Here is a 23,000-nt window from a genome sequence, read left to right on the forward strand (position 1 = left end):
ACGCTTCCGCGTTGCGTCGCGGCCGGAGCCGACGCAACAATCGGCGAGGACGACGCCATCGGCCGGAAATGCGGGCCGACCATGGTTAACGGCAACGCTTCCTCGGGAAGCGGAGCATTCCTCACGGAGCCGTTGCCATGCGTGCCGTCCTCGCCGCCGTCGTTTTCGCCACCCTTTCCATTGCCACCGACGCCGACGCGCGCACGACCGACGGTGCCGGGGAAGGCCGGGCGGCGGGCACGCTGACCTGCCGGACGCGGGACGACCTCGGCCTCGTCTTCGGCACCGCGCGGGTCGCGGCCTGCACCTTCGTGACCGGCAACGGCCGGCGCCAGACCTACGCCGCGCTCCTGCCGCCGCGGGTGGCCGAGGAGGGACGGCGCGTGCTGACTTGGCGGGTGGTCACCGCCGACGGCTCCAGCCGGGCGGGCCTTCTCGACGGGGCCTTCGCCGGCGACGAGGCCGGCCGCCTGCGCGGCCCGGCGGCTCTGCTCGCGCCGCTCGACGCGCCGGGCGAGACGAGCCTTCGGCTGGCGGCGCACGAGGGCCGGGTCGAGCTCGGCGCGCGCTGACGGCTACAGGCGGCAGGCGCCCGACAAAGCCTCGTTCTCGGCGCTGGTGAACAGCCGCGAGCGGACGTGGAAGCGCTTCTCGCGGCCGTTCTCCAGGGAGAACATGCCGCCGCGGCCGGGCACCACGTCGAGCATGATGTGGGTGTGCTTCCAGACCTCGAACTGCGAGCGCGAGATGAAGAAATCCGCGCCGCCGACCCGGCCGAGATGCACGTCGCCGTCGCTGGTGATGAAGTCGCCCACGGGGTAGCACATCGGCGAGGAGCCGTCGCAGCAGCCGCCCGACTGGTGGAACATCACCGGCCCGTACTCGGCCTTCAGCTCCTCGATCAGTTCGAGCGCGGCCGGCGTCGCGGTCACGCGCAGGGGCGTGCCGGCATTGTCGGCCTGCTCGGCGGTCACGGGCTCGATCCCCTCGGCGGGTTGGCTCGCGGGCTCGCTCATGGCTTCGTCTCCCTGATCGTCGGAACGCATTCGGTCCGGTGCGGCGGCAGGATAGCAGAGCCCGCCCCGCTCAGAACCCTGAGCACCCGCGCGAAGTGCCCGGCGCGTCTTGGACTTTTCGCCACCCTCAGGTGGCATCCGGGCGCTCGGCCCGACTTTTGCGACCCTTGGCGGAACGTCCGTGCGACGACGAGACAGCCGCCGAGGATGCGTCGATGAGCCTGCCCACCCCCGACCTTTCCGCACCGGTGGTGAAGACGACCTGTCCCTATTGCGGCGTCGGCTGCGGCGTGCTCGCCACGCCCGACGGGCGGGGCGGCGTGGCGATCGCGGGCGATCCCGATCATCCGGCCAATTTCGGCCGCCTCTGCTCGAAGGGCTCGGCGCTCGGCGAGACCGTCGACCTCAAGGACCGGCTGCTGTCGCCCACCGTCGACGGGCGGGCCGCGACCTGGGAGGGCGCGCTCGGCGCCGTCGCGGGCGGCCTGCGCAAAATCGCCGAGCAGCACGGGCCGGACGCCATCGCCTTCTACCTCTCCGGCCAGCTGCTGACGGAGGATTATTACGTCGCCAACAAGCTGGCCAAGGGCTTCCTCGGCACGCCGCATGTCGACACCAACTCGCGGCTCTGCATGTCCTCGGCGGTGGCGGCGCACCGCCGCGCCTTCGGCTCGGACACGGTGCCCGGCTGCTACGAGGATCTCGACGAGGCCGACCTGATCGTGCTCGTCGGCTCCAACGCCGCGTGGTGCCACCCGATTCTGTTCCGCCGCATGCTCGATGCGCGCAAGAACCGCGGCACGAAGATCGTCACCGTGGATCCCCGCCGGACACAGACCGGCGAGGAGGCCGACCTGCATCTCGGCCTCGAACCCGGCAGCGACACCGCCCTGTTCTCCGGCCTGCTGACGTATCTGGCCGGGCAGGGGAAACTCGACGGGCGCTTCATCGCGGAGCATACCGCCGGCTTCGAGGGCGCCCTGGAGCGCGCCCGGCAGATCGCGCCGGATGTCGCCGCCACCGCGCGGGCGACGGGCCTCGCGGAGGCCGACGTGCAAGCCTTCTTCGACCTCTTCGCCCGGACGGAGCAGGTGGTGACCGGCTTCAGCCAGGGGGCGAACCAGTCGGCGCAGGGGACCGACAAGGGCAACGCCATCATCAACTGCCACCTCGCCACCGGGCGGATCGGCCGGCCCGGCATGGGCCCGCTCTCGCTCACCGGCCAGCCCAACGCCATGGGCGGGCGCGAGGTCGGGGGACTGGCCAATATGCTGGCCGCCCACATGCACTTCGCCCCCGAGGAGGTGGACCGGGTGCGCCGCTTCTGGCGCGCGCCCAACATCATCACCGGCGAGGGCATGAAGGCGGTCGCGCTGTTCGAGGCGATCGAGCGCGGCAAGATCAAGGCGCTCTGGGTGATGGGCACCAATCCGCTGGTCTCGATGCCGCGGGCCGACCGCATCCGCGCGGCGATCCGGGGCCTCGACCTCTACGTCGTGTCGGAAGCCGTCGCCAACAGCGACAGCGCCCGTGCCACCGCCAAGAAGACCGTGCTGCTCCCCGCCCTCGCCTGGGGCGAGAAGGACGGCACGGTGACGAATTCCGAGCGGCGCATCTCGCGCCAGCGCGCCTTCCTGAAGGCGCCGGGGCAGGCGCGGGCCGACTGGGTGATCATGAGCGACGTGGCCCGGCGCCTGGGCCACGGCGAGGCCTTCGCCTACACCTCCGCCGTCGAGATCTTTCGCGAGCACGCCGCCCTCTCGGGCTTCGAGAACGACGGCACCCGCGACTTCGACCTCGGCGGCTTGGCCGAGATCGGCGCGCAGGCCTACGACCGGCACCTGCCGCTGCAATGGCCGGTGCCGAAGCGCGGGACGGAGGCGAAGCGGGGCCGCGCCCGGCTGTTCGCGGACGGGCGCTTCTACACCTTCGACCGGCGCGCCCGCTTCGTCGCGGTGCAGCCGCCGGCGCTGGCGCAGCCCGTCACGGCGGAGCGCCCGCTGGTGCTCAACACCGGCCGCATCCGCGACCACTGGCACACCATGACCCGCACGGGCAAAAGCCAGCGCCTCTCCGCGCACCGCGCCGTGCCCTTCGTGGAGATTCACCCCGACGACGCGGCCCGCTACCGCCTGACCGACGGCGGGTTTGCCCGCGTCACGACCGAACTCGGCGAGACGATCCTCGAAGTCACGGTCACCGACGGCATCCGGCCCGGCTCGATCTTCGCGCCGATGCACTGGAGCGACATGACCGCCTCGCACGGACGCGCCGCCGCACTCGCCCGCGGCATTCCCGATCCCGTCTCGGGCCAGCCCGAGTTGAAGGCGACGCCCGCCGCGATCGAGGCGGTGGCCTACCGCTCCCGCGGCTACCTGCTGACCCGGGAGACGCACGCGGCACCCGCCGGCTGGTGGTGGGCGCGGGCGACCGTCGCGGGCGGCTCCGGCCTGCTCTTTGCCGCGGGGGAGGGCTCGCGGGAGATGGCGCTGGCGGTCCGCGGGATGTTCCCCGGCCACGAACTCGCCGAATACGTCGACCATGCCCGCGGGCTCTATCGCTGCGCGGTCTATGCGGGGGACCGGCTCGTCGCCGCGCTCGCCGTGGCGCCGGGCGACCGGCGCCCGGAATGGGAGCTCGCCAAGGGGGTCTTCGCCGCCCCGGCGATCGACGCGGTGGACCGGCGCAGCCTGCTCTCCGGGCGCGCCGCGACGGCCTCGGCCGGCCCGGTCATCTGCGCCTGCCACGGCGTCGGACTCGACACCATCAACGCGGCGATCGGCGCCGGAGCGGGCTCGGTCGAGGCGGTGGGGGCGGCCTGCAAGGCGGGAACGAATTGCGGCTCCTGCATCCCCGAGATCCGCAAGCTGCTGCCGCAGGCGCTTGCGCGCAGCGCCGCGTAGGGGCAGTTTTCACCCAGCCCGTCCCACTCTCGCCCTCATCCTGCGGTGCTGCAAGACAGCTTCAAGGGAGGGCTCCAGAGACCGCGCGATCCCTGGAGGCTCCTTCGAGGCCTCCGCTTCGCTCCGGCACCTCAGGATGAGGGATGGGGCCTGGGATCACGAGTCGAGTCGCACACGAAAAGATCATGAGCACGCCCCGCCAACCCCGCGAAACCCGCGCCGGCCTCGAGCCGCTGGCGGTGCTGCCCGTCTTCGTGCCGCTTCAGGACAAGCGGGCCGTGCTCGCCGGCTCCAACGGCGGCGCGCCCTGGAAGGTGAAGCTGCTGGCCGCCGCCGGCGCCCGGGTCGATGTCTACGCCGAGGAGCCCAGCGAGGAGCTGCGCGGCGTGCCTGCCGAGATCGCCGCCGGCTCGGTGACGCTGCACCGGCGGCGCTGGACACCCGAGGATCTGGCGGGCGCCGCCTTCGCCATCGGCGCGATGGAGGACGAGGACGATTGCATCGCCTTCGTCGCGGCGGCGCGCGCGGCCGGCGCCATCGTCAACGCCGTCGACCGGCCGCACCTGTGCGACGTGAAGTTCGGCGCCATCGTCAACCGCTCGCCGCTGGTCGTCGGCATCTCGACGGAGGGCGCCGCCCCGGTCTTCGGGCAGACGGTGCGGGCGCGCATCGAGGCGATGCTGCCCCGCGGCTTCAAGCACTGGGTCGCGGCGGCGCGCGACTGGCGCGAGACCGTCTCCGCCCGCTTCCACGGCTTCGCCGAGCGGCGCGGCTTCTGGGAACGCTTCACCGACCGCGCCTTCGCCGAGCCGGACCGGGCGCCGACGGAGGCCGACCTGTCCGACCTGCTGGGGCAGGCCGAGGCGCTGCCGATGGGCGGCGCGGTGACGCTGGTGGGCGCCGGGCCGGGCGACGCCGAACTCCTGACGCTCAAGGCCCTGCGGGCTCTGCGCAACGCCGACGTGATCCTCTACGACGACCTCGTCGCGCCCGAAATCCTCGACTACGCCCGCCGCGAGGCCCGCACCATGCTGGTGGGCAAGACCGGGCACGGCCCCTCCTGCCGCCAGGACGACATCAACGCGCTGATGGTCTCGCTCGCCAAGTCCGGCAAGCAGGTGGTGCGCCTCAAATCCGGCGACCCGCTCGTGTTCGGCCGGGCCGGCGAGGAGATCGAGGCCTGCCAAGCCGTGGGCATCCCCTGCACCATCGTCCCCGGCGTCAGCGCGGCGCAGGGCGCGGCGGCCGCGCTCGGCGTGTCGCTGACCCATCGCGACGCGGCCCGGCGCCTGCAATTCGTCACCGGCCACGACCGGCGCGGCGCCCTGCCCGACGACCTGAACTGGGGGGCGCTGGCCGACAGAAGCGTCACCACCGTCGTCTACATGCCCAAGCGGACGCTCGCCGCCCTGCTGGAACGGGCCGTGGCCGAAGGGCTCGCCCCGGAGACGCCGGCGCTCGTCGTGTTCAACGCGACGCGGGCCAGCCAAGCGACGGTGGCCGGCACCGCCCGCGACTTGGCCGGGCGCGTCGAAGCCTCGGGCCTGGAAGGGCCGGCGATCCTGATGGTTGGCGAGGCCCTGCGCCGGCACGGGGCGCGGGCGGACGAATCCGCCCCGGAGATTCAAGCCGAGGCCTCCTGATGGTGGCCGCCCGGCCGTTCGCGCGGCAGGGTCCCGGCTCGCAAAAAGCTCCGCCGCCGCGCCCCCGCGACGGGAAACCGCGGAGACTTTTCCACTTCTTTGGCGAATCGCTCATCTTGAGTCGGTAACAAGCCGCGCCGGCGGATCGCCCGCGGCCGTCGCCCACCGCTCAACCTCGAAGAGCCTCGTAGAGCCCATGCGTCTGTCCCGCCGCGTTCTTCTGCCCATCGCCGCCTTCGTGGCGGGCCTCGTCGCGCTCTCCGCCGCGGCAGTCGTGACGCTGGTGCCCCAGCAGCAGGGCGGGGCGACCGGCATCGGCGGCCCCTTCACCCTGGTGAACCAGGACGGCAAGACCGTGAGCGAGCGCGACTTCGCCGGCCAGCCCTACCTGATGTTCTTCGGCTTCACCCATTGCCCGGACATCTGCCCGACGACGCTGCAGCAGGTCGGCGACGTGCTGGCGGCCCTGGGCCCCAAGGGTGATGCGCTCAAGGTCGCCTTCGTCACCGTGGACCCGGAGCGCGACCGGCCCGAGACGCTGAAGACCTACCTGTCGAGCTTCGATCCGCGCATCACCGGCCTGACCGGCAGCCCGGAGCAGGTGGCCGCGGCGGTCAAGACCTTCCGCGCCTACGCCAAGAAGGTGCCGAGTTCCGGCGGCGACTACACCATGGAGCACACTGCGCTCGTCTACCTCATGAACGCCCGCAACGGCTTCGTCGGCGCGGTCAACCTGAACCGGCCGGCGCCGGAGACGGCGGCGGAGCTGGCGAAGCGGATCTGAGCCCGGCGCTCACCCGGCCCGCGAGCGCGCCGCTGCGCGAATGGCGCGCCAGCCCGTGTTCGGTCTTGTTCCAGCGATGCGGGTGACGGGCGAGTTCGAACACGGCGAGCCACGCCGCGAGGCTGACCAGCAGGTAGTAGGCCGGCAGGAGCGCCACGAGGGGCAGGAGGTCGTGCCAGCCCCGCCGGAGGCAGCCGACGATCCCCGGAAGCCAGATCGCGGCGAGCCCGCCGAGGAAGATCGTCCAGGCGCCCGCCCGGGTGAGGTAGCGCAGGAGACCGCCCCCGCCCTCGTCCAGCATCAATTCGGCGAGGCCGCCGACCAGCATGAACGGGTAGAACAGGGCCGAGACGACGGTGCCCGGCAACAGGGCCAGCGCGCACAGGCTCTCCGCCGGTCCGAGCCGGCGGTAGGTCTCGCGCGGGAAACGCCCATGCGTGGCGCTGGTCTGCAGAAAGCCCTTCATCCAGCGGGTGCGCTGGCTCAGCCACGCGGCGGGGCACTTGGGCGCCTCCTCGAAGGTCGAACTCGGCAGGTCGCCGACATGGTAGCCCGCGAGCGCCAGGCGCAGACCGAGATCGGCATCCTCGGTGACGTTCCACGGGTCCCATCCATGGAGACGCCGCAGCACGTCGGTGCGGAAATGCGTCGAGGTGCCCCCGAGCGGGGTCGGCATGCGCCACGCGGCGAGCGCCGGGCCGAGCACGTCGAACAGGGCCGCATACTCGATGGCGAACAGGCGGGGCAGCCAGCCGTCCCCGTGGTTGTCGATGACGAGGCGGCCCTGCAGGCAGGCGACGGACGGGGCGGCGGCGGAAAAAACCGCCGCGGCGACCCGCAGTTGATCCGGCTCGATCACGTCCTCCGCGTCGTAGACCACGAGGAGGTCCCCGCGGGCGAGCGGCAGGGCAGCGCAGAGCGCCCGGGGCTTGGTGCGCGGCAGGCCTTCGGGCACGGTGACGATCTCGAAGCGGGGTGGCAGCGGCACCGCTCGCAGGGCCGCAGCGGTCTCGGGATCGCCCGCTTCCAGCAGGAACTTGATGTCGAGTTTCGCCGCCGGATAGTCGAGCCGGCCCAGGCTGTACACGAGCCGCGGAATGACTCGCGCCTCGCGATGGAGGGCGACGAGGATGGTGTAGGTCGGCAGGGCTTCGTCCGGCAGCCCGGGACGCGCGAGGCGCGCGGCTTCGGGCGCCGCGCGCATCGCGACCGCGGCGAGGCGGAAGGTCAGCAGGGCGATCATCAGGACCTGGACGAGCGTCAGCAGAACGAGGCTGGTGAGCGTCGGCAGGCGGATCAGCAGGGTGAGAAGAGCGAGGGCAAGGGCGATGAGCGCGAGGTCGATTGCCTGCAGCCCCGGACGGCAGGACCATTCGGGATGCCGGCGCTCCAGACTCTCGGAGGCATCCCGAGCGATCCCGTCTCCGTTCCGGGCGAAGACCGCCAGCCGCAGAGCGGTCGGCGTGGTGATGGCGGGTGGAGCATCCAGTCGGCCTGCCGCCGCGATCAGCCGGGCCACCGCCCTCCCGCGGGGTGCGGCGACGATGCGATGGCACGCATCCCGCCCGAGCGGTGCGGCGCCGACGACGAGACAGTCCGGGTAGCGCAGATCCTCGGCGAGAGCGAAGCCGTCCGCGAGGAAGCGCGTCCCAAGATGGCGTGCCAGCGCTTGGTAGAAGCGCTCCTCGGAGAGCAGCCCCTCGTTGAGGAGCGCGGTGGCCGCATCGGTGCCGCAGCGGCGCGCCGTGCGCACGGCCTGCTCCAGAACCACGAGCGGGATGCCCTCGGTTGCCAGGAAGCCGATCTCCGGCGGGAGCGGTATGATCCGGGCGCTGCGGCGGCGTTCGACGTTTGACAGGGCGACGGCTCCCTGCGAGCCCGCACCGTGCTAGGGAGAGATATGGGCCCGAACCCCTCCGACTGCGTGTATCGCTCCATTAACGCAACCCTTGCGTCAATTAACCATTTCCGGTTGCGCGCCGTCATGGGTACGGCGGCGATGAGTTTGCTCGCCAGCGTTGCACAGGCGCAACAAGCCCCACCGGCTGCACCGGCCGAGCCCCCCGCGGTTGCCGTGCCGAACTTCTGGAATCCGCGCGCCCGCGGTGAGCGCGTCGAGGCGCCTCAGACGGGCCGCGCCGTGCGCTTCATGACCGACGACGAGTTCCCGCCGCTGCATTTCGCGGGGCCGGACGGCGCCCCGACCGGCTTTTCCGTGGAGTTGGCCCGCGCCGTCTGCGAACGGCTCTCGATCGCCTGTACGGTCCAGGCGCGCCGCTTCGACACGCTGCTCGATGCCCTCTCCGACAAGCAGGGGGACGTGGTGGCTGCCGCCATCCCGCTGACGCCGGGCCTGCGGGCGCGCTTCCTGGCGACGCGTCCCTATTTCCGCTGGCCGGCCCGCTTCGTCGCCCGCCGCGACCGCGGCCTGCCCGCACCGTCGGCCGCCGCACTCGCCGAGCGGTCGGTCGCCGTCGTTGAGGGGAGCGCGCACGAGGCCTATCTCAAGGCCTACTTCCCCAAGGCCGCGAGAAAGACCTTCACCGACCTCGCTTCGGCGGAAAGCGCGCTACGGCGGGGCGAGGTCGATTACCTGTTCGCGGACGGGCTGAACCTCGCCCTGTGGCTGAACGGACAGGAGGCGGAGAATTGCTGCGCCTTCTCGGGCGGCGATTATCTCGAGAACCGCTATTTCGGCGAGGGCATCGGCCTCGTCACGCGCACCGAGGACGCCGCGCTGGCCCGCGCCCTCGACGACGCGCTCCAGCGTGTCTGGGACGACGGGAAGTACACCGAACTCTACCTGCGGTTCTTCCCCGTCAGCCCGTTCTGAGGGCCCGGCCTATCGCCGTCCCCCCGCCGCCCGGCGCGGCGCGGCGGAGCGGGCCATGCCCGCATCCTCCTCGAACAGTTCGGCGAGCTTCTCCGTCATCGCGCCGCCGAGTTCCTCCGCGTCGATGATGGTGACGGCGCGGCGGTAATAGCGCGTCACGTCGTGGCCGATGCCGATGGCCAGCAATTCCACCGGCGAGCGGGTCTCGATCTCCTCGATCATGTAGCGCAGGTGGCGCTCCAGGTAATTGCCGGGATTGACCGAGAGGGTCGAGTCGTCGACCGGCGCGCCGTCGGAGATCACCATCAGGATGCGGCGCTGCTCGGGACGCGCCAGCAAGCGCTTGTGCGCCCAGTCCAGCGCCTCGCCGTCGATGTTCTCCTTGAGCAGGCCCTCGCGCATCATCAGCCCGAGGTTCTTGCGCGCACGCCGCCAGGGGGCGTCGGCACTCTTGTAGATGATGTGGCGCAGGTCGTTGAGGCGGCCGGGTGCGGGCGGCTTGCCGCCCGCCAGCCACGCCTCGCGGGATTGCCCGCCCTTCCAGGCCCGGGTGGTGAAGCCGAGGATTTCGACCTTCACGCCGCAGCGCTCGAGCGTGCGCGCGAGGATGTCGGCGCAGGTCGCCGCGACCGTGATCGGGCGCCCGCGCATCGAGCCGGAATTGTCGAGCAGCAGCGTGACGACGGTGTCGCGGAAGTTGGTGTCCTTCTCCTGCTTGAAGGAGAGCGGCTGGAACGGGTCCGTGACGACGCGGACCAGACGGGCCGGATCGAGCTGGCCCTCCTCGAGATCGAAATCCCAGGCGCGGCTCTGCTGGGCCAGAAGGCGGCGCTGGAGCCGGTTGGCGAGACGGCCGACGACCCCCTGGAGATGGGCGAGCTGCTTGTCGAGGTAGCTGCGCAGGCGCGCCAGCTCCTCGGCGTCGCACAGCTCCTCCGCCTCGACGATCTCGTCGAAGCGCGGGTTGTAGACCTTGTAGTCGGGGCCGGCCCGCTCGTTGCCGCGCTGCGACGGCGGACGCCACGATTCAGAGGCCTCGTCCGATTCCGAATCCTCGGCCTCTTCCGGAAGCTCGCCCGAGGGCGCGTCGGCGGATTCGGTGGCGCCCTCGTCCAGATCGTCGGTGGCCTCGTCGTTCACCTCGATCTCGGCGCGGTCTCCCTGAGACTGCTCCTCGGCCTCGCCCTCGCTCGGGCTCTGCTCGTCGTCCTGGGCCTGGTTCTCGTCCTCGTCGCTCTCGTCGTCCCGGTCGAGCGGGCTCTCGTCGGCCATGTCGAGAGAGGAGAGCAGGTCGCGCACGGAGCGGGCGAAGCTGCGCTGGTTCTCGATCGATCCGAGCAGGCCGTCGAGGTTCTTGCCGGCCCGTGCCTCGATATGCTCGCGCCAGAGATCGACGATGCGGGCGGCGGCCGGCGGCGGCTTCTGCCCGGTCAGGCGCTCGCGCACCATCAGGGCGACGGCATCCTCCATCGGCGCGTCGGCGCGGTCGGTGATGGTCTCGTACTTGCCGCCGCGGTGGTAGCGGTCCTCCAGCATCGCGGTGATGTTGGCGGCCACGCCATCGAGCCGGCGCGAGCCGATCGCCTCGACGCGGGCCTGCTCCACCGCGTCGTAGACCGCGCGGGCGGCGGAATTCTCGGGGGCGAGCCGGCGGTGGACGCCTGAGTCGTGGCAGCCGAGGCGCAGGGCCATGGAGTCCGAATGGCCCCGCAGGATCGCCGCATCCTCGGCGGTGATGCGGCGGGTGGGCTCGGGCAGGCGCGCCTTGTCGCCGATCAGGGCCGGCCGGTCGCTGGCATAGGTGACCTCGATGTCGGGCCGCTTGGCGATGGCGCGCAGGCAGCCGGCCACGGACCGCTTCAGCGGTTCGGCGCCGGGTTCCTTGCGGTCGCCGGTCTTGGGGCGGTTGGTGAGGGCCATGGCGTTACCGGTCGATGTCGAGATCGAAGGGACGATTCTGAATGTCGCCCCAGGAATACGGCTGCTCCTGCGGGAAGTCGCTCTCGATCAGCCCGGTCTCCTGCGCCGCCCACCGGACCGCGCTCTCATAGGCCTCGTCGCAAGCCTCCTCGATCCGCGATTTCAGGCCGGGGTTCTTGTGGAGCAGCCGTGCGATCCGCGAGCGCTGCTCGGCGATGCTGCAGACCCGACTGCGGCTGCGCCGCTCCGGCTGCTGATCCCATTTCAGCATGTGCATCAGGAGGACGCGGAGGGCGCTTTCCAGCCGGTGGTACTGCGCGATCCCCACGTCGTCGAGTTCCTCCGCGATGTTCGCGAGGTCGAGGGCATCGACGCGGCCCGCGCGCAGATGCTCCACCTGTTCCCGGACCCAGGAATAGAGGTCGTCCTCGTAGCGGGTGCCGCGCCGGCTCGATACGCCCGCGGCGCCCTCGGAAGGCGCGCGCGCGGCGTCGGCCTCGCTCGTCGCAGTCTGCCGCGCCACGGGCTCCTCCATGCCGATCAGCTCAGCGCGACGTTGAGCGCGCTCTCGGGCAGTTCCTTGCCGAAGGCGCGCTGGTAGAACTCGGCGACCAGGGGCCGCTCCAGCTCGTCGCACTTGTTGAGGAAGGTCACCCGGAAGGCGAAGCCGATGTCGCGGAAGATGTCGGCGTTCTCCGCCCAGGTGATGACCGTGCGCGGGCTCATCACGGTGGAGAGGTCGCCGTTCATGAAGGCGTTGCGGGTGAGGTCCGCCACGCGCACCATCCGGTTCACCGTGTCGCGCCCGCTCTCGCTCTGGTAGTGCGTCGCCTTCGAGAGCACGATGTCGACCTCGCGGTCGTGCGGCAGGTAGTTCAGGGTGGTGACGATCGACCAGCGGTCCATCTGGCCCTGGTTGATCTGCTGCGTGCCGTGATAGAGGCCCGAGGTGTCGCCGAGACCCACCGTGTTGGCGGTGGCGAACAGCCGGAAGCCCGGATGCGGGCGGATGACGCGCTTCTGGTCGAGCAGCGTCAGGCGGCCCGAGACCTCCAGCACCCGCTGGATCACGAACATCACGTCGGGGCGCCCGGCATCGTACTCGTCGAAGACGAGGGCGACGTTGTTCTGCAGCGCCCAGGGCAGGATGCCGTCCTGGAAGGCGGTGACCTGCTTGCCGTCCTTGAGGACGATGGCGTCCTTGCCGACGAGGTCGATGCGCGAGACGTGGCTGTCGAGGTTGATCCGGATGCAAGGCCAGTTCAGCCGCGCCGCCACCTGCTCGATATGCGTCGACTTGCCGGTGCCGTGATAGCCGGTGACCATGACGCGGCGGTTGCGGGCGAAGCCGGCCAGGATCGAGAGCGTGGTCTCCCGGTCGAAGATGTAGTCCGGATCGAGGTCCGGCACGTGCTCCTCGGGTTCGGAATAGGCCGGCACCTTGAGATCGAGGTCGATGCCGAACACCTCGCGGACGGAGACCTGGCGGTCGGGCAGGGAAGCGGGCGTATCGTCAGACAGCATACGGAACCTCATGGGGGCGGTCGCGCGGACCTCGCCGGGTCCCGCGCCACCGCGCTTCGAACGTCAATTCACCTGCCGGTCGGCCTGCCGGGAAGCGGGCTGATCTCTTCCTTAATCACCGGCCGCAGGCATCGCCAAGGGGCTTGGCCAAGGACTCGGCGAAGGACTTGAACAGTCTCGCGCACCCGGATCGGCCTCGAAGCCGGTGGCGCGATCTTGCATGATATAGGTCGTCCGCGCGGGATTGCTGCCCCGCCGGGTGTCGGGGGGACCGGCGTCGGACGCATTCCAGCGCGGGCGTCCGCCTCCGTGGCGTGCATCCTTCGTGCCGACGCCCCTGTGCCGGACGCGGCCTCAGGACATCCCGGCGGCGCGCAGCACGTCGTGGGCGCGGATGATGTCGCGCAGGCGCTCCTCGAAGGAGCGGTCGCCGCCATTGGCGTCGGGGTGGAAGCGCTTCACCAGGGTCTTGTACTGCGCCTTGATCGCCGCGGAATCCGCGTTCTCGTCGAGGCCCATGACGTCGAGCGCCTTGCGCACGGCGGCCGAGTGGCGGGGACGCTGCGGCTCGGGCGCCGCCTGACGCCGCGAGGCTCCGCCGCCGAGCCCGTTGGCGCGCAGCACGCCGAGAGGATCGGCATAGGCCCAGTCCCGCTCGGCCTCGGGCTTGGCGCCGGGCTTGGCACGATGCGCCTTGTCGCCGCTGCCGGCGGCCGCGTTCACGCCCATCGACCAGGTCGGCCGATGACCGATGATCGCGTCCTTCTGGTAGGCCTCGACCGCGGCGTCGTTCATGCCGTCGAAGTAATTGTAGGTGGCGTTGTAGGCGCGCACGTGGTCGATGCAGAAGCGCCAGTACTGGCCCTCCTGCTTGCGTCCCTTCGGAGCGCGGTAGAGGCCGGGATGGGTGCAGCCGGTCGCCTCGCACCCCGTCTCGGCCGTCGCCGCGCCGGCGCTCGCCCCCGAGCGCGCATTCGCCCGCGCGCCCGTCTTCGCTCCCGACTTGGGATCGTCGCAGGTCGGCTTGATGCGGATGCGGTCGAACAGCGGCGAGTTGAGATCCATGACGGGCCGATTATGAGGGGTGGGCGCGCCGACGAAAAGGCCGTCGGGCCTGATGACGCATGCACCGATCCGGGGTTGACGCTCCGGGGGCAAAAAAGTGCCGGTGACGCAGCGTTCCGGGCCATCGTCCCCGGAGCGGGGCGTCTCCCGCCGTTCGGCCGCCGGCCGGCCGGAAGTGGCCGCGGCTCCCACCGATTCAGACGCTGCGTCGAGCTTACGAGGACAGGATGACCGGGACCCTGAAGGACTGGATCGCCGGGCGGCTCGGCGCCGAACTGGCGCCGACCGCGCTGGAGGTGATCGACGAATCGCACCTGCATGCCGGTCATTCCGGCGCGCGGCCGGAGGGCGAGACCCATTTCCGGCTCGATGTCGTCTCGGCGGCGTTCGAGGGCAAGAGCCGGGTCGAGCGTCACAGGCTCGTCAACGGGCTTCTCGACGATGCATTCAAGCGCGGGCTTCACGCCCTGGCGGTGCGCGCCCGCACGCCGGGCGAGGCCGGCTGACGCAGGCCGGCAGGCACCGCCAGGAAGAGGGGGCATCGGCCGTGGCGCTTCGCTGCACGCCGCAGATCGAGATCGACGAGGCCGAGATCGAGGAGAGCTTCGTGCGCGCCTCGGGTCCGGGCGGTCAGAACGTCAACAAGCTCTCCACCGCCGTGCAATTGCGCTTCGACGTGCGCCGCTCGCGCAGCCTGCCCGACGCGGTGGCGGTGCGGCTGATGCGGCTCGCCGGGCGCCGCCTGACGGGGGAGGGGGTTCTCGTCCTCACCGCACAGCGCTTCCGCACCCAGGAGCGCAACCGGGCGGATGCCCGCGAGCGCCTCGCCGCACTGGTGGCCGAGGCCGCGGTGCCGCCCACGCCCCGGCGCGCGACCCGGCCGACGCTGGCCTCGAAGAAGCGGCGCCTGGATGAAAAAGGCCGCCGCAGCAGCGTGAAACGGCTGCGCGGCGGCCCGGGCGATGACGGTTAGTTCTCGGAAAAGTCCGCCCGGGGCGGTGGAATCGCCGCTCCGGGACGGGAGGTGAGGCGGGCGATCAACCGGCAGCGGCGGGAGCGGTGGCGGTGGGCTTGGCCTCCGGGTGCGCGTCGGGCTGCGGGGCAGCGACGCCGGAGACGTAGGGCGTGTCCTTCAGGGCCATCGTCAGCACCAGCGAGATCAGCGCCAGGACGGCTGCGGCGCCCGCGGGGAACAGGAAGGCGCGCTCGCCGAACCATCCGTGCAGGAAGCCCCCGACCACCGCGCCGGTGCTGAGCGCCCCCCAGAGCGGCGCCTGAAGCCAGAAGGACGGGGCCGGCTTGTGCAGGATCAGGTTGGCCACGCCCGCGCCGAACCGGACCACCGTGCCGGTGACGTAGGTCAGCGCGAGGCTGCGCCCCGCCTCGTCCTGCAGCGTCGCGTTCTGGATGCCGAGCGCCAGCACGATCGGATAGGCGTGGAGCGGGAAGGCGGTGGTGCCAAAGGGCACGAACAGGCCGACGGCGAACAGGACCGCCTGGATGCTGAGCAGGACCGAGAGGCGGAAGCGGCCGGACCAGGCGGCGATGAGCGTGCCGATGCAGGCGCCGAAGCAGAACACGGCGATCACGCTGGCGAACCGGGTGGTCCCGTCCCAATCGTACCCGGACACGGCGGCGCCGAAGCGCGTCGTGTTTCCGCTCATGAACGACATGAAGAGCTGCGAGAATTCGAGGAAGCCGATTGCGTCCGCCGCACCCGCGATGCCCGATAGCACCAGGGCAAAGGGGACTCTCGTCACCGGGCTTGCCGGAAACGCCTTGTTCGACTCGTCAGCCATCGCTTTCCCTGATGTTGCCACGCAGCATAACGGTATTACGGGCGAGGGGTTGCCTCCATCGCATCCCATCAATTCACGTATTTGTGTAGGACGATAATCCGGCCGGGCACGTCGGAATTCCGCTGCCTTCGGATCGCTGCCGGTTCCATCGCGGCGAGCGCGAGACCGGACCGGGCCGCGGCCCCGCGCAGGTAGCCGTCGGCATGGGCGTAGCGCCCGTCCGGCCCGAGCACGACGCCACCGGCCCCATCCGCCGGCGATTGCACGGTGAAGGCCGCAAGGCCGCCGGGACGCAGCGCGCGGGCGATGCCGGTCAGCGCGGGGTCGAGATTCCCGAGATAGATGAACACGTCCGCCGCCACGATCAGGTCGGCACGCTCCTCCGGCTCCCCGGCGAGAAAGGCGACGAGATCGGCCTCCTCCAGGCGCGCGTAGCGGCCGGTGCGGCGGGCGAGCGCCAGCATGGCGGGAGAAAGGTCGCAGCCGGCGAGGCACCCGGTCCGCCCCTCCAGGGCTCGTCCCATCAGGCCCGTACCGCAGCCGAGATCGAGCGCCGCCGGGAAGTGCCGTGCCGCACCCGGCAGCGCATCGAGCGCGGCGATCATCCGCTCCGGCCCGCAATAGCCGAGTTCACCCACCAGATGCCGCTCGAAGCGCGGGGCGTAGCCGTCGAACAGGCTCCGGACATAGGCCGGCGACATCGCCGCGAGCACGTCTCCGCCCCCGAGCGCTGCCGCGCGCAGCCGACTGCCGAGGGCGTCCTCGGGGTCGAGGTCGAGCACGCGCGCGAAGGCGGACAGAGCCGCCCGCCGGTCGGTCTCGTTGCCGCCCGTGCCGAAGGCGGTCTCGCGGGCCCGCCCGAGCAGGAACCAGGCCGGGGCGTAGGCGGGTGCGATCTCCAGAACCTGCTCCGCCATCTCCGCGGCGCCCGCCGGGTCGCCCTCGGCCAGGCAAGCCTCGGCGTAGGCGTAACGGCGATCGGCGAGCAGGTCGCCGGAGGAGCGCTGGCGGGACATGGCGTGCAAACGAGCCGAACGAGGGCGGAGCGGAAGGGACGCCCTATATCCCGGCCGATGTCGCAGCGCGCCTCCGATCTTCTCACCCTCACCCGCGAGGGCCTCTACTGCCCGCTCGGGCGCTTCCATGTCGATCCGACCCACCCCGTGGAGCGGGCGCTGATCACGCACGGCCATGCCGACCACGCCCGGGCCGGCCACGGGACGGTGCTCGCCATCCCCGAGACCCTGCGGATCATGGCGGTGCGCTACGGCGCGGCCTTTTGCACCACGCGCCAGGAGGCCCGGCTCGGCGAGCGGATGCGGATCGGCGACGTGAGCGTGTTCTTCGCCCCCGCCGGCCACGTGCTGGGTTCGGCCCAGATCGCCATCGAGCGGGGGGGCCAGCGCATCGTCGTCTCGGGCGATTACAAGCGTGCTCCTGACCCGACCTGCCTGCCCTTCGAGGTGATACCCTGCGACGTGTTCATCACCGAGGCCACCTTCGGCCTGCCGGTCTTCCGCCATCCCGACACGCGGGTCGAGGTGCGCAAGCTGATCGAGTCGGTGACGCTGTTCCCGGAGCGGGCCCACATCGTCGGCGCCTACGCGCTCGGCAAGGCGCAGCGGGTGATGGCGCTGCTGCGGGAGGAGGGGTGGGACCGGCCGATCCACCTGCACGGGGCGATGGAGAAGCTGACGGCCCTCTACAAGGAGGAGGGCATCGCCCTCGGCGAGACGCCGAAAGTGGTGGCGGCCGAGCGCAAGGACCTGCACGGGGCGATCGTGCTCTGCCCGCCGTCCTCGATCCAGGACCTGTGGTCGCGAAAGTTTCCCGATCCGGTCACCGCCTTCGCCTCGGGCTGGATGCGGGTGCGCGCCCGCGCCCGGCAGAAGGGCGTCGAGCTGCCGCTGGTCATCTCCGACCATTCCGACTGGCCGGACCTGTGCCGGACGATTCGCGACACGGGCGCCGGGGAGGTCTGGGTCACCCACGGGCAGGAAGACGCGCTGGTGCACTGGTGCGGGACGCAAGGCATCCGCGCCAAGCCGCTGCACCTGCTGGGCTACGGCGACGACGGCGAGGCCGAGCCCGATCCCGGGCACGACCCGAAGATGGAGGAGGCCTCGGCGTGAACGACTTCGCCCACCTTCTCGACCGCCTCGCCTACGAGCCGCGCCGCAACGCCAAGCTGCGCCTGCTCCAGGACTTCTTTGCCAGCACGCCCGATCCCGAGCGCGGCTGGGCGCTCGCCGCCATGACCGGCGGCCTCACCTTCCGCGAGGCCAAGCCGGCGCTGATCCGGGGCCTCGTGGAGGAGCGGGTCGATCCGGTCCTGTTCGCGCTCTCGCACAACTACGTCGGCGATCTGGCCGAGACCACGGCGCTGATCTGGCCGGGACCGAACGAAAACCCTCCCCCCACAGAGGGGGGAGGGCAGTGGCCCGGCCCCGGCCACAACAACCCGCCCCCTTCCGTCCCCACCCTCGCGGAGGTCGTGGAGACGCTGACCGGCACCCCGAAGCGCGAACTGCCGCGCCATCTCGCGCACTGGCTCGACGCCCTCGACGAGACCGGGCGCTGGGCGCTCCTCAAGCTCGTGACCGGCAACCTGCGCGTCGGCGTCTCGGCCCGGCTCGCCAAGACCGCGGTGGGCGCGCTCGGCGGTCACGAGGCGGATGCGGTGGAGGAGGTCTGGCACGGGCTGAAGCCGCCCTATGCCGAGCTGTTCGCCTGGGTGGAGGGCAGGGGCGAGCGGCCCGAGAGCCGCAACCCGGCGCCGTTCCGCCCGCCGATGCTCTCGCACCCGGTCGAGGAATTCGAGGATCTCGACAAGCTCGAGCCGGAGGCGTTCTCCGCCGAGTGGAAGTGGGACGGCATCCGCGTCCAGCTCGCGGGTGGGCGCGACGGCCAGGGACGCCAAGTCCAGAAAATCTACTCGCGCACCGGCGAGGACATCTCCGAGGCCTTCCCCGATCTTGCCGAGGCGATCACCTTCGAGGGCGCGATCGACGGCGAGTTGCTGATCCTGCGCGAGGGCCGGGTGCAGAGCTTCAACGTGCTGCAGCAGCGCCTCAACCGAAAGGCGGTGACGGCCAAGCTGCTGGACGAGTTCCCGGCCCATGTGCGGGCCTACGACGTGCTGTCGGCCGGGGGCGAGGACTTACGCCTGCTGCCCTTCGCCGAGCGACGCCCCCGGCTCGAAGCCCTGGTGCGCGAACTCGACCACGCCCGCATCGACCTCTCGCCCCTCGTGCCCTTCGCGAACTGGGAGGCGGTCGCCGCCGCCCGCGCCGACCCGGCCTCGGCCGGCGCGGGGGCGGATGCCGACGCGGTCGAGGGCGTGATGCTCAAGCGGCTCAACAGTCCCTACCTGCCGGGCCGGCCGAAGGGCCCCTGGTGGAAGTGGAAGCGCGAGCCCTACGTGGTCGATGCGGTGATGATGTACGCCCAGCGCGGCCACGGAAAGCGCTCGTCCTTCTACTCGGACTACACCTTCGGCTGCTGGCGCCAGGGCGCCGAGGGCGAGGAGCTGGTGCCCGTGGGCAAGGCCTATCACGGCTTCACCGATGCCGAGCTGGCCAAGCTCGACCGCTATGTCCGCAACAACACCACCAAGCGCTTCGGCCCGGTGCGCGAGGTCGCCTACGGCCGCGATGCCGGGCTCGTTCTGGAGATCGCCTTCGAGGGCGTGCAGCGCTCGACCCGGCACAAATCCGGCGTGGCGATGCGCTTCCCCCGCGTCAGCCGCATCCGCTGGGACAAGCCGCCCGCGGAGGCCGACCGGGTCGATGTGCTGGAGCGGATACTCTCCCGCGGCGAGAGCGAAGTCGCGCCGGGCGCGGCGATGGAGGCATCGGAATGAGGCAGGCGGGCAGGAATGCGGGCAAGATCGGACCGCTCGACGGGTTTTCGGCCGGGCCGGCGAGCCGGCAGGCGTGTGCTCAGCTGACGGTCGCGACGCCCGGCCAAGGCTTTTCGGAACTCACCGGGGCGGTGGCGGAGTTCGTGGCGCGCAGCGAGATCCGCACCGGCCTCGTCAGCGTGTTCTGCCGGCACACCTCGGCCTCCCTGACGATCCAGGAGAATGCCGACCCGGACGTGCGGGTCGATTTGATGACAGCGCTCGACGGGTTTGCGCCCCGGCACGGGCAGTACGTCCACGGCATGGAGGGGCCGGACGACATGCCCGCCCATATCCGCACGATGCTCACCGATTCCGGCCTGACGGTGCCGATCCGGGATGGGCGCCTCGCGCTCGGCACGTGGCAGGGGATCTACCTGATCGAGCACCGCGACCGGGGCCACCGGCGGGAGATCGTCCTGCACGCCATCGGGGCTTGAGCCCGGTCAGCGCCGGATCAGGATCACGCCGCCGACCAGCAGGGCGACGCCGATCAGGCGCGGGCCGTCGAGAGGGCGCTGGGCGAGGCCCATCCAACCGAAATGGTCGAACGCCACCGATGCCAGCATCTGGCCGGCGACGAGGAGCGCGATGAAGGTCGCGGCGCCAAGTTGCGGCACCAGCACGATGGCGAGTCCGATGAACAGGGCGCCGAACAGGCCGCCGGCCCAGCCCCACCACGGGATGCGCGCTGCCGTGGCCATGGAGGGCAGGGGATCGCGCAGCGCCAGGGCCAGCAGGGCCATGCAGGCGAGGCCGACGGCGTAGCTCGCAAAGCCGGACCACGCCGCCGAGTTCAGGGCCGTGCGCAGGTTCGCGTTCAGCACCTGCTGGATCACGATGCTGACACCCGCCGCGACGGCGAGCGCGGACGGGATCAGGATGGCGAGCATCGGCTTCGGCCTTTCACGGTGCATCCGATCACCCCGCTCGAGTCATCCCTTGTCCGTTCGACTGCCTCGGCCTTCGCGGCACACCGTCATCGCGAGCGTCAGCGAAGCGATCGGGCTGCGCGACCTCTCCGGATCGTACGGAGCCCTGGATGGCTTCGGCTCCGCCTCGCCATGACGATCCGAGGAAAGGAACGGGCAGCGGGATCGGACGGGCCGACAGACGCCGCAGCTGCTCAGCGGTCGCGCAGCAGCAAGTAGAGCGCGTGGATCGAGCCCGGGAGGTAGAACAGCAGGCAGAGCAGGATGTTGAAGAGGAACTGGATGCCGATTCCGTTCGTCATCAGCACCGAGATCGGCGGCAGGAAGAACGCGATCAGGATCTTGATGATGCTCGACAAGGGGGTCTCCGGTTCGCTCGCTGCGGGTCGGGCGATGAACGAAAGCGGAGCGGTTCGGTTCCGTGCGGGGCGGCCCTCCCCGGGCGGGGGAGGGCGCCGGTCGTGCTAGGCTGCCCGGTTCAGGGCGTCGTAGAAGCGCCCGCCCGTCTCGGCCATGGCCACGACGTTCTCCGGCGGGGCGAAGCGGGGGCCGTGCTTCGCTTCGAGGCCGCGTGCCAGTTCGACGAAGGCGCGGGCGCCCATGAAGTCGATGTAGGAGAGCGCGCCGCCGGTGAAGGGGGCGAAGCCGAAGCCGAGGATCGAGCCGACATCCGCCTCGCGGGGATCGGTCACCACGCCCTCCTGCACCGTGCGGGCCGCCTCCAGGGCCTGCGCCACGAGGAAGCGGTGCTTCAGCTCGGCCACGTCGATCGTGTCCGGGTCGAGCCGGTTCGGCTGAATCTCGGCCAGCCCCGGCCAGAGCTTCTTCTGGCCACCCTCGGGGTAGTCGTAGAAGCCGCGCTTGTTCTTGCGCCCGAGCCGGCCGCGATTCTCGACCATCTCGACGAGGAGCCGCTTCTGGTCGAGATCGATCGCGGCCTCGCCGAGCTGCGCCTCCGTGGCCTTCAGGATCTTGAGGCCGAGATCGAGCGCGACCTCGTCGTTGAGGGAGAGCGGACCGACCGGCATGCCGGCCATCCGGGCCACGTTCTCGATCATGGCCGGGGGCACGCCCTCCGCCAGCATCTTGTGGCCCTCCTTCACGTAGGCCAGGACGCAGCGGTTGGCGAAGAAGCCGCGGGCATCGTTGACGACGATGCCGGTCTTCTTGATGGCCCGCACGTAGTCGAGTGCGGTCGCGACGGCGCGGTCGCCCGTCTGCGCGCCGCGGATGATCTCCACGAGCAGCATCTTCTCCACGGGCGAGAAGAAGTGGATGCCCACGAACCGATCGGGGCGCTTCGAGGCCTCGGCCAGGCCCGAAATCGGCAGGGTCGAGGTGTTGGAGGCGAAGATCGCGTGCTCGGGCAGAGCGGCCTCGACCCGGGCGATCACCTCGGCCTTCACCGTCGGGTCCTCGAACACCGCCTCGATGACGAGGTCGCAGCCGGAGAGGGCGGCGTAGTCGGGCGTGGCGGTGATGCGGGCCAGGAGCGCGTCGCGGTCGGCGGTCTTGGCCTTGCCGCGGTTGATCTGCCCGGTGATGAGCTTGTGGCAATGCGCCTTGCCGGCGTCGGCCGCCTCCTGGTCGCGGTCGATCAGCACGACCTCCATGCCGGCCTGCGCGCTGACATAGGCGATGCCCGCGCCCATGAAGCCCGCGCCGATCACGCCGACCCGGGCGACCTTGGTGGGCTCCACGTCCTTGGGGCGGCGGGCGCCCTTGTTGATCTCGCCCATGGAGATGAACAGGGTACGGATCATCGCCTGCGCCTCCCGGGTGCGCAGGATGTGGGCGAAGTAGCGGCTCTCGACCCGCAGGCCGAGATCCATCGGCAGCTGCAGGCCCTCGTAGACCGAGGCCAGGATCGCCTTGGCGGCGGGGTAGTTGTCGTGGGTCTCGCGGCGGTAGATCGCGTTGGCCGGCGGCCAGATCATCATGCCGGCGGGCGAGTAGACCTTGCCGGACGGCGCCTTGAACTTCGGCACGTCCCAGGGCGCCACCGCGGAGCCGCCCTCGCGGATCCAGGCTTTGGCGCGCTCGACGATCTCGGCGGCCGGGGCCACCGCGTGGGCGAGCCCCATGTTCTTGGCCATGAGGGCGCGGATCTGCTCGCCCTTGAACAGCATCTGCAGGGCGTCGCCCGTCTGCATCAGCCGCGCCACGCGCTGGGTGCCGCCGCCGCCGGGGAAGAGCCCGACCTTGATCTCGGGCAGGCCGACGCGGGTCTTGTCGTCGTCGGCGAGCACCCGGTGATGGCAGGCCAGCGCCAGCTCGAAGGCGCCGCCGAGGCAGAGGCCGTGCACCGCCGCGGCGAAGGGCTTGCCGCAGGTCTCCAGCTTGCGGAACACGAGGCTGAGGCGCGCGGAGCCGTCGAAGAAGTGGCGCATGGCCACCTCCTCGCCCTCGGCGGCCTTGAGGCGCTCGTACTCGGCGCCCAGCCCCTGGAGCATGGTGAGGTCGGCGCCGCCCGAGAAGTTGTTCTTGCCCGAGACGACGACGCAGCCCTTGATGCCGGCATCGGCGACGACCGCGTCGACGATGGCTTCGAGTTCGTCCATCACCTCCATGGTGATGACGTTCATCGAGCGGCCGGGCATGTCCCAGGTCGCGAGCGCGATGCCGTCGGCATCGGTCTCGAAGCGGAAGTTCTTCGGGGCTTCGGTCATCGCTCTTCCTC

At 71.1% G+C, this 23,000-nt stretch carries 21 protein-coding genes; 10 read left to right on the forward strand and 11 right to left on the reverse strand.

All coding sequences use genetic code 11. The annotated features are described in order from the left end of the window. Positions 1-137: 137 nt before the first annotated feature. On the forward strand, positions 138-572 hold the full coding sequence (locus ACPCJR_RS04205; protein WP_391510541.1) for a DUF992 domain-containing protein: 435 nt from the start codon (positions 138-140) through the stop codon (positions 570-572). A gap of 3 nt (positions 573-575) precedes the next feature. Here the strand turns inward: ACPCJR_RS04205 and ACPCJR_RS04210 are convergent, their stop codons facing one another. Beyond that, positions 576-1,016: a DUF779 domain-containing protein gene (locus ACPCJR_RS04210; protein WP_110349631.1), complete on the reverse strand. Its 441-nt coding sequence runs from the start codon at positions 1,014-1,016 to the stop codon at positions 576-578. 215 nt (positions 1,017-1,231) lie between these two features. On the opposite strand from ACPCJR_RS04210, the gene ACPCJR_RS04215 reads away from it, so the two are divergent. From ACPCJR_RS04215 to ACPCJR_RS04225, 3 genes are all read left to right on the forward strand, one after another. Next, positions 1,232-3,919: a molybdopterin-dependent oxidoreductase gene (locus tag ACPCJR_RS04215; RefSeq protein WP_391510540.1), complete on the forward strand. Its 2,688-nt coding sequence runs from the start codon at positions 1,232-1,234 to the stop codon at positions 3,917-3,919. 185 nt (positions 3,920-4,104) lie between these two features. Then, on the forward strand, positions 4,105-5,562 hold the full coding sequence (cysG, locus tag ACPCJR_RS04220; protein ID WP_391510539.1) for a siroheme synthase CysG: 1,458 nt from the start codon (positions 4,105-4,107) through the stop codon (positions 5,560-5,562). A 196-nt stretch (positions 5,563-5,758) separates the two neighbouring features. After that, entirely contained in the window at positions 5,759-6,346 is a 588-nt protein-coding gene (locus ACPCJR_RS04225; RefSeq protein WP_391510538.1) for an SCO family protein, read from the forward strand. Here the strand turns inward: ACPCJR_RS04225 and ACPCJR_RS04230 are convergent. Beyond that, positions 6,291-8,099, reverse strand: coding sequence for a glycosyltransferase family 2 protein (locus tag ACPCJR_RS04230; protein WP_391510537.1), 1,809 nt, complete (start codon positions 8,097-8,099; stop codon positions 6,291-6,293). The genes ACPCJR_RS04225 and ACPCJR_RS04230 overlap by 56 nt on opposite strands. 246 nt (positions 8,100-8,345) lie before the next feature. Between ACPCJR_RS04230 and ACPCJR_RS04235 the strand changes: the two genes are divergently transcribed. Continuing rightward, positions 8,346-9,179 carry a transporter substrate-binding domain-containing protein gene (locus tag ACPCJR_RS04235; RefSeq protein ID WP_391510536.1) on the forward strand — a complete coding sequence of 278 codons (834 nt, stop codon included), beginning with the start codon at positions 8,346-8,348 and terminating at the stop codon, positions 9,177-9,179. A 9-nt stretch (positions 9,180-9,188) separates the two neighbouring features. Here ACPCJR_RS04235 and cobT read toward each other — a convergent pair whose 3' ends face one another. The 4 genes from cobT to ACPCJR_RS04255 all read right to left on the reverse strand — a co-directional run bounded on the left by cobT (position 9,189) and on the right by ACPCJR_RS04255 (position 13,688). Continuing rightward, on the reverse strand, positions 9,189-11,099 hold the full coding sequence (gene cobT / locus ACPCJR_RS04240; RefSeq protein ID WP_391510535.1) for a cobaltochelatase subunit CobT: 1,911 nt from the start codon (positions 11,097-11,099) through the stop codon (positions 9,189-9,191). A gap of 4 nt (positions 11,100-11,103) precedes the next feature. After that, the gene (locus ACPCJR_RS04245) at positions 11,104-11,622 is read right to left on the reverse strand and encodes a DUF29 domain-containing protein (RefSeq protein ID WP_391510534.1); all 519 of its coding nucleotides are present in this window, start codon (positions 11,620-11,622) and stop codon (positions 11,104-11,106) included. 17 nt (positions 11,623-11,639) lie between these two features. Further along, the gene (cobS, locus tag ACPCJR_RS04250) at positions 11,640-12,623 is read right to left on the reverse strand and encodes a cobaltochelatase subunit CobS (protein ID WP_110349625.1); all 984 of its coding nucleotides are present in this window, start codon (positions 12,621-12,623) and stop codon (positions 11,640-11,642) included. 354 nt (positions 12,624-12,977) lie between these two features. Then, on the reverse strand, positions 12,978-13,688 hold the full coding sequence (locus ACPCJR_RS04255; protein ID WP_391510533.1) for a J domain-containing protein: 711 nt from the start codon (positions 13,686-13,688) through the stop codon (positions 12,978-12,980). A 227-nt stretch (positions 13,689-13,915) separates the two neighbouring features. Between ACPCJR_RS04255 and ACPCJR_RS04260 the strand changes: the two genes are divergently transcribed. Then, positions 13,916-14,194: a BolA family protein gene (locus tag ACPCJR_RS04260; RefSeq protein ID WP_391510532.1), complete on the forward strand. Its 279-nt coding sequence runs from the start codon at positions 13,916-13,918 to the stop codon at positions 14,192-14,194. 41 nt (positions 14,195-14,235) lie between these two features. Further along, a complete protein-coding gene (arfB, locus tag ACPCJR_RS04265) occupies positions 14,236-14,661 on the forward strand; it encodes an alternative ribosome rescue aminoacyl-tRNA hydrolase ArfB (protein ID WP_331286285.1) in 426 nt (141 codons plus the stop codon). A 64-nt stretch (positions 14,662-14,725) separates the two neighbouring features. Here arfB and ACPCJR_RS04270 read toward each other — a convergent pair whose 3' ends face one another. Both ACPCJR_RS04270 and ACPCJR_RS04275 read right to left on the reverse strand, forming a co-directional pair. Beyond that, the gene (locus tag ACPCJR_RS04270) at positions 14,726-15,487 is read right to left on the reverse strand and encodes a YoaK family protein (RefSeq protein ID WP_391510531.1); all 762 of its coding nucleotides are present in this window, start codon (positions 15,485-15,487) and stop codon (positions 14,726-14,728) included. 68 nt (positions 15,488-15,555) lie between these two features. Next, positions 15,556-16,503 (reverse strand): methyltransferase, encoded by a 948-nt coding sequence (locus ACPCJR_RS04275; protein WP_391510530.1) that lies wholly within the window; start codon positions 16,501-16,503, stop codon positions 15,556-15,558. Between the two features lie 57 nt (positions 16,504-16,560). On the opposite strand from ACPCJR_RS04275, the gene ACPCJR_RS04280 reads away from it, so the two are divergent. From ACPCJR_RS04280 to ACPCJR_RS04290, 3 genes are read left to right on the forward strand one after another with little or no spacing between them, the layout of a single operon-like run. Then, positions 16,561-17,619: a ligase-associated DNA damage response exonuclease gene (locus tag ACPCJR_RS04280; RefSeq protein ID WP_391510529.1), complete on the forward strand. Its 1,059-nt coding sequence runs from the start codon at positions 16,561-16,563 to the stop codon at positions 17,617-17,619. Then, a complete protein-coding gene (locus ACPCJR_RS04285) occupies positions 17,616-19,349 on the forward strand; it encodes a cisplatin damage response ATP-dependent DNA ligase (protein ID WP_391510528.1) in 1,734 nt (577 codons plus the stop codon). Before ACPCJR_RS04280 ends, ACPCJR_RS04285 begins: the two co-directional genes overlap by 4 nt. Further along, positions 19,346-19,828 carry a secondary thiamine-phosphate synthase enzyme YjbQ gene (locus tag ACPCJR_RS04290; RefSeq protein WP_391510527.1) on the forward strand — a complete coding sequence of 161 codons (483 nt, stop codon included), beginning with the start codon at positions 19,346-19,348 and terminating at the stop codon, positions 19,826-19,828. The genes ACPCJR_RS04285 and ACPCJR_RS04290 overlap by 4 nt, the downstream gene beginning before the upstream one ends. Before the next feature lie 6 nt (positions 19,829-19,834). On the opposite strand, the gene ACPCJR_RS04295 is transcribed toward ACPCJR_RS04290, so the two are convergent. The 3 genes from ACPCJR_RS04295 to ACPCJR_RS04305 form a co-directional block, all read right to left on the reverse strand. Next, complete coding sequence (locus tag ACPCJR_RS04295) at positions 19,835-20,281, reverse strand: DMT family transporter (protein ID WP_391511200.1); 447 nt, start codon at positions 20,279-20,281, stop codon at positions 19,835-19,837. 233 nt (positions 20,282-20,514) lie between these two features. Continuing rightward, positions 20,515-20,679: a YqaE/Pmp3 family membrane protein gene (locus ACPCJR_RS04300; RefSeq protein ID WP_110349615.1), complete on the reverse strand. Its 165-nt coding sequence runs from the start codon at positions 20,677-20,679 to the stop codon at positions 20,515-20,517. A gap of 105 nt (positions 20,680-20,784) precedes the next feature. Next, on the reverse strand, positions 20,785-22,989 hold the full coding sequence (locus ACPCJR_RS04305; protein WP_391510526.1) for an FAD-dependent oxidoreductase: 2,205 nt from the start codon (positions 22,987-22,989) through the stop codon (positions 20,785-20,787). Positions 22,990-23,000: the final 11 nt, after the last annotated feature.

Origin of the sequence: Methylobacterium sp. NPDC097929 (genome assembly GCF_049543375.1) — a bacterium.
GTDB lineage: Bacteria > Pseudomonadota > Alphaproteobacteria > Rhizobiales > Beijerinckiaceae > Methylobacterium.

What these genes read in the sequence shown, in the direction of transcription:
- ACPCJR_RS04205 (WP_391510541.1), top strand. Translation starts at nt 138, where the DNA reads ATGCGTGCCGTCCTCGCCGCCGTCGTTTTCGCCACCCTTTCCATTGCC.
- ACPCJR_RS04210 (WP_110349631.1), bottom strand. Translation starts at nt 1,016, where the DNA reads ATGAGCGAGCCCGCGAGCCAACCCGCCGAGGGGATCGAGCCCGTGACC.
- ACPCJR_RS04215 (WP_391510540.1), top strand. Translation starts at nt 1,232, where the DNA reads ATGAGCCTGCCCACCCCCGACCTTTCCGCACCGGTGGTGAAGACGACC.
- cysG (WP_391510539.1), top strand. Translation starts at nt 4,105, where the DNA reads ATGAGCACGCCCCGCCAACCCCGCGAAACCCGCGCCGGCCTCGAGCCG.
- ACPCJR_RS04225 (WP_391510538.1), top strand. Translation starts at nt 5,759, where the DNA reads ATGCGTCTGTCCCGCCGCGTTCTTCTGCCCATCGCCGCCTTCGTGGCG.
- ACPCJR_RS04235 (WP_391510536.1), top strand. Translation starts at nt 8,346, where the DNA reads ATGAGTTTGCTCGCCAGCGTTGCACAGGCGCAACAAGCCCCACCGGCT.
- cobT (WP_391510535.1), bottom strand. Translation starts at nt 11,099, where the DNA reads ATGGCCCTCACCAACCGCCCCAAGACCGGCGACCGCAAGGAACCCGGC.
- cobS (WP_110349625.1), bottom strand. Translation starts at nt 12,623, where the DNA reads ATGCTGTCTGACGATACGCCCGCTTCCCTGCCCGACCGCCAGGTCTCC.
- ACPCJR_RS04255 (WP_391510533.1), bottom strand. Translation starts at nt 13,688, where the DNA reads ATGGATCTCAACTCGCCGCTGTTCGACCGCATCCGCATCAAGCCGACC.
- ACPCJR_RS04260 (WP_391510532.1), top strand. Translation starts at nt 13,916, where the DNA reads ATGACCGGGACCCTGAAGGACTGGATCGCCGGGCGGCTCGGCGCCGAA.
- ACPCJR_RS04270 (WP_391510531.1), bottom strand. Translation starts at nt 15,487, where the DNA reads ATGGCTGACGAGTCGAACAAGGCGTTTCCGGCAAGCCCGGTGACGAGA.
- ACPCJR_RS04275 (WP_391510530.1), bottom strand. Translation starts at nt 16,503, where the DNA reads ATGTCCCGCCAGCGCTCCTCCGGCGACCTGCTCGCCGATCGCCGTTAC.
- ACPCJR_RS04280 (WP_391510529.1), top strand. Translation starts at nt 16,561, where the DNA reads ATGTCGCAGCGCGCCTCCGATCTTCTCACCCTCACCCGCGAGGGCCTC.
- ACPCJR_RS04290 (WP_391510527.1), top strand. Translation starts at nt 19,346, where the DNA reads ATGAGGCAGGCGGGCAGGAATGCGGGCAAGATCGGACCGCTCGACGGG.
- ACPCJR_RS04295 (WP_391511200.1), bottom strand. Translation starts at nt 20,281, where the DNA reads ATGCTCGCCATCCTGATCCCGTCCGCGCTCGCCGTCGCGGCGGGTGTC.
- ACPCJR_RS04305 (WP_391510526.1), bottom strand. Translation starts at nt 22,989, where the DNA reads ATGACCGAAGCCCCGAAGAACTTCCGCTTCGAGACCGATGCCGACGGC.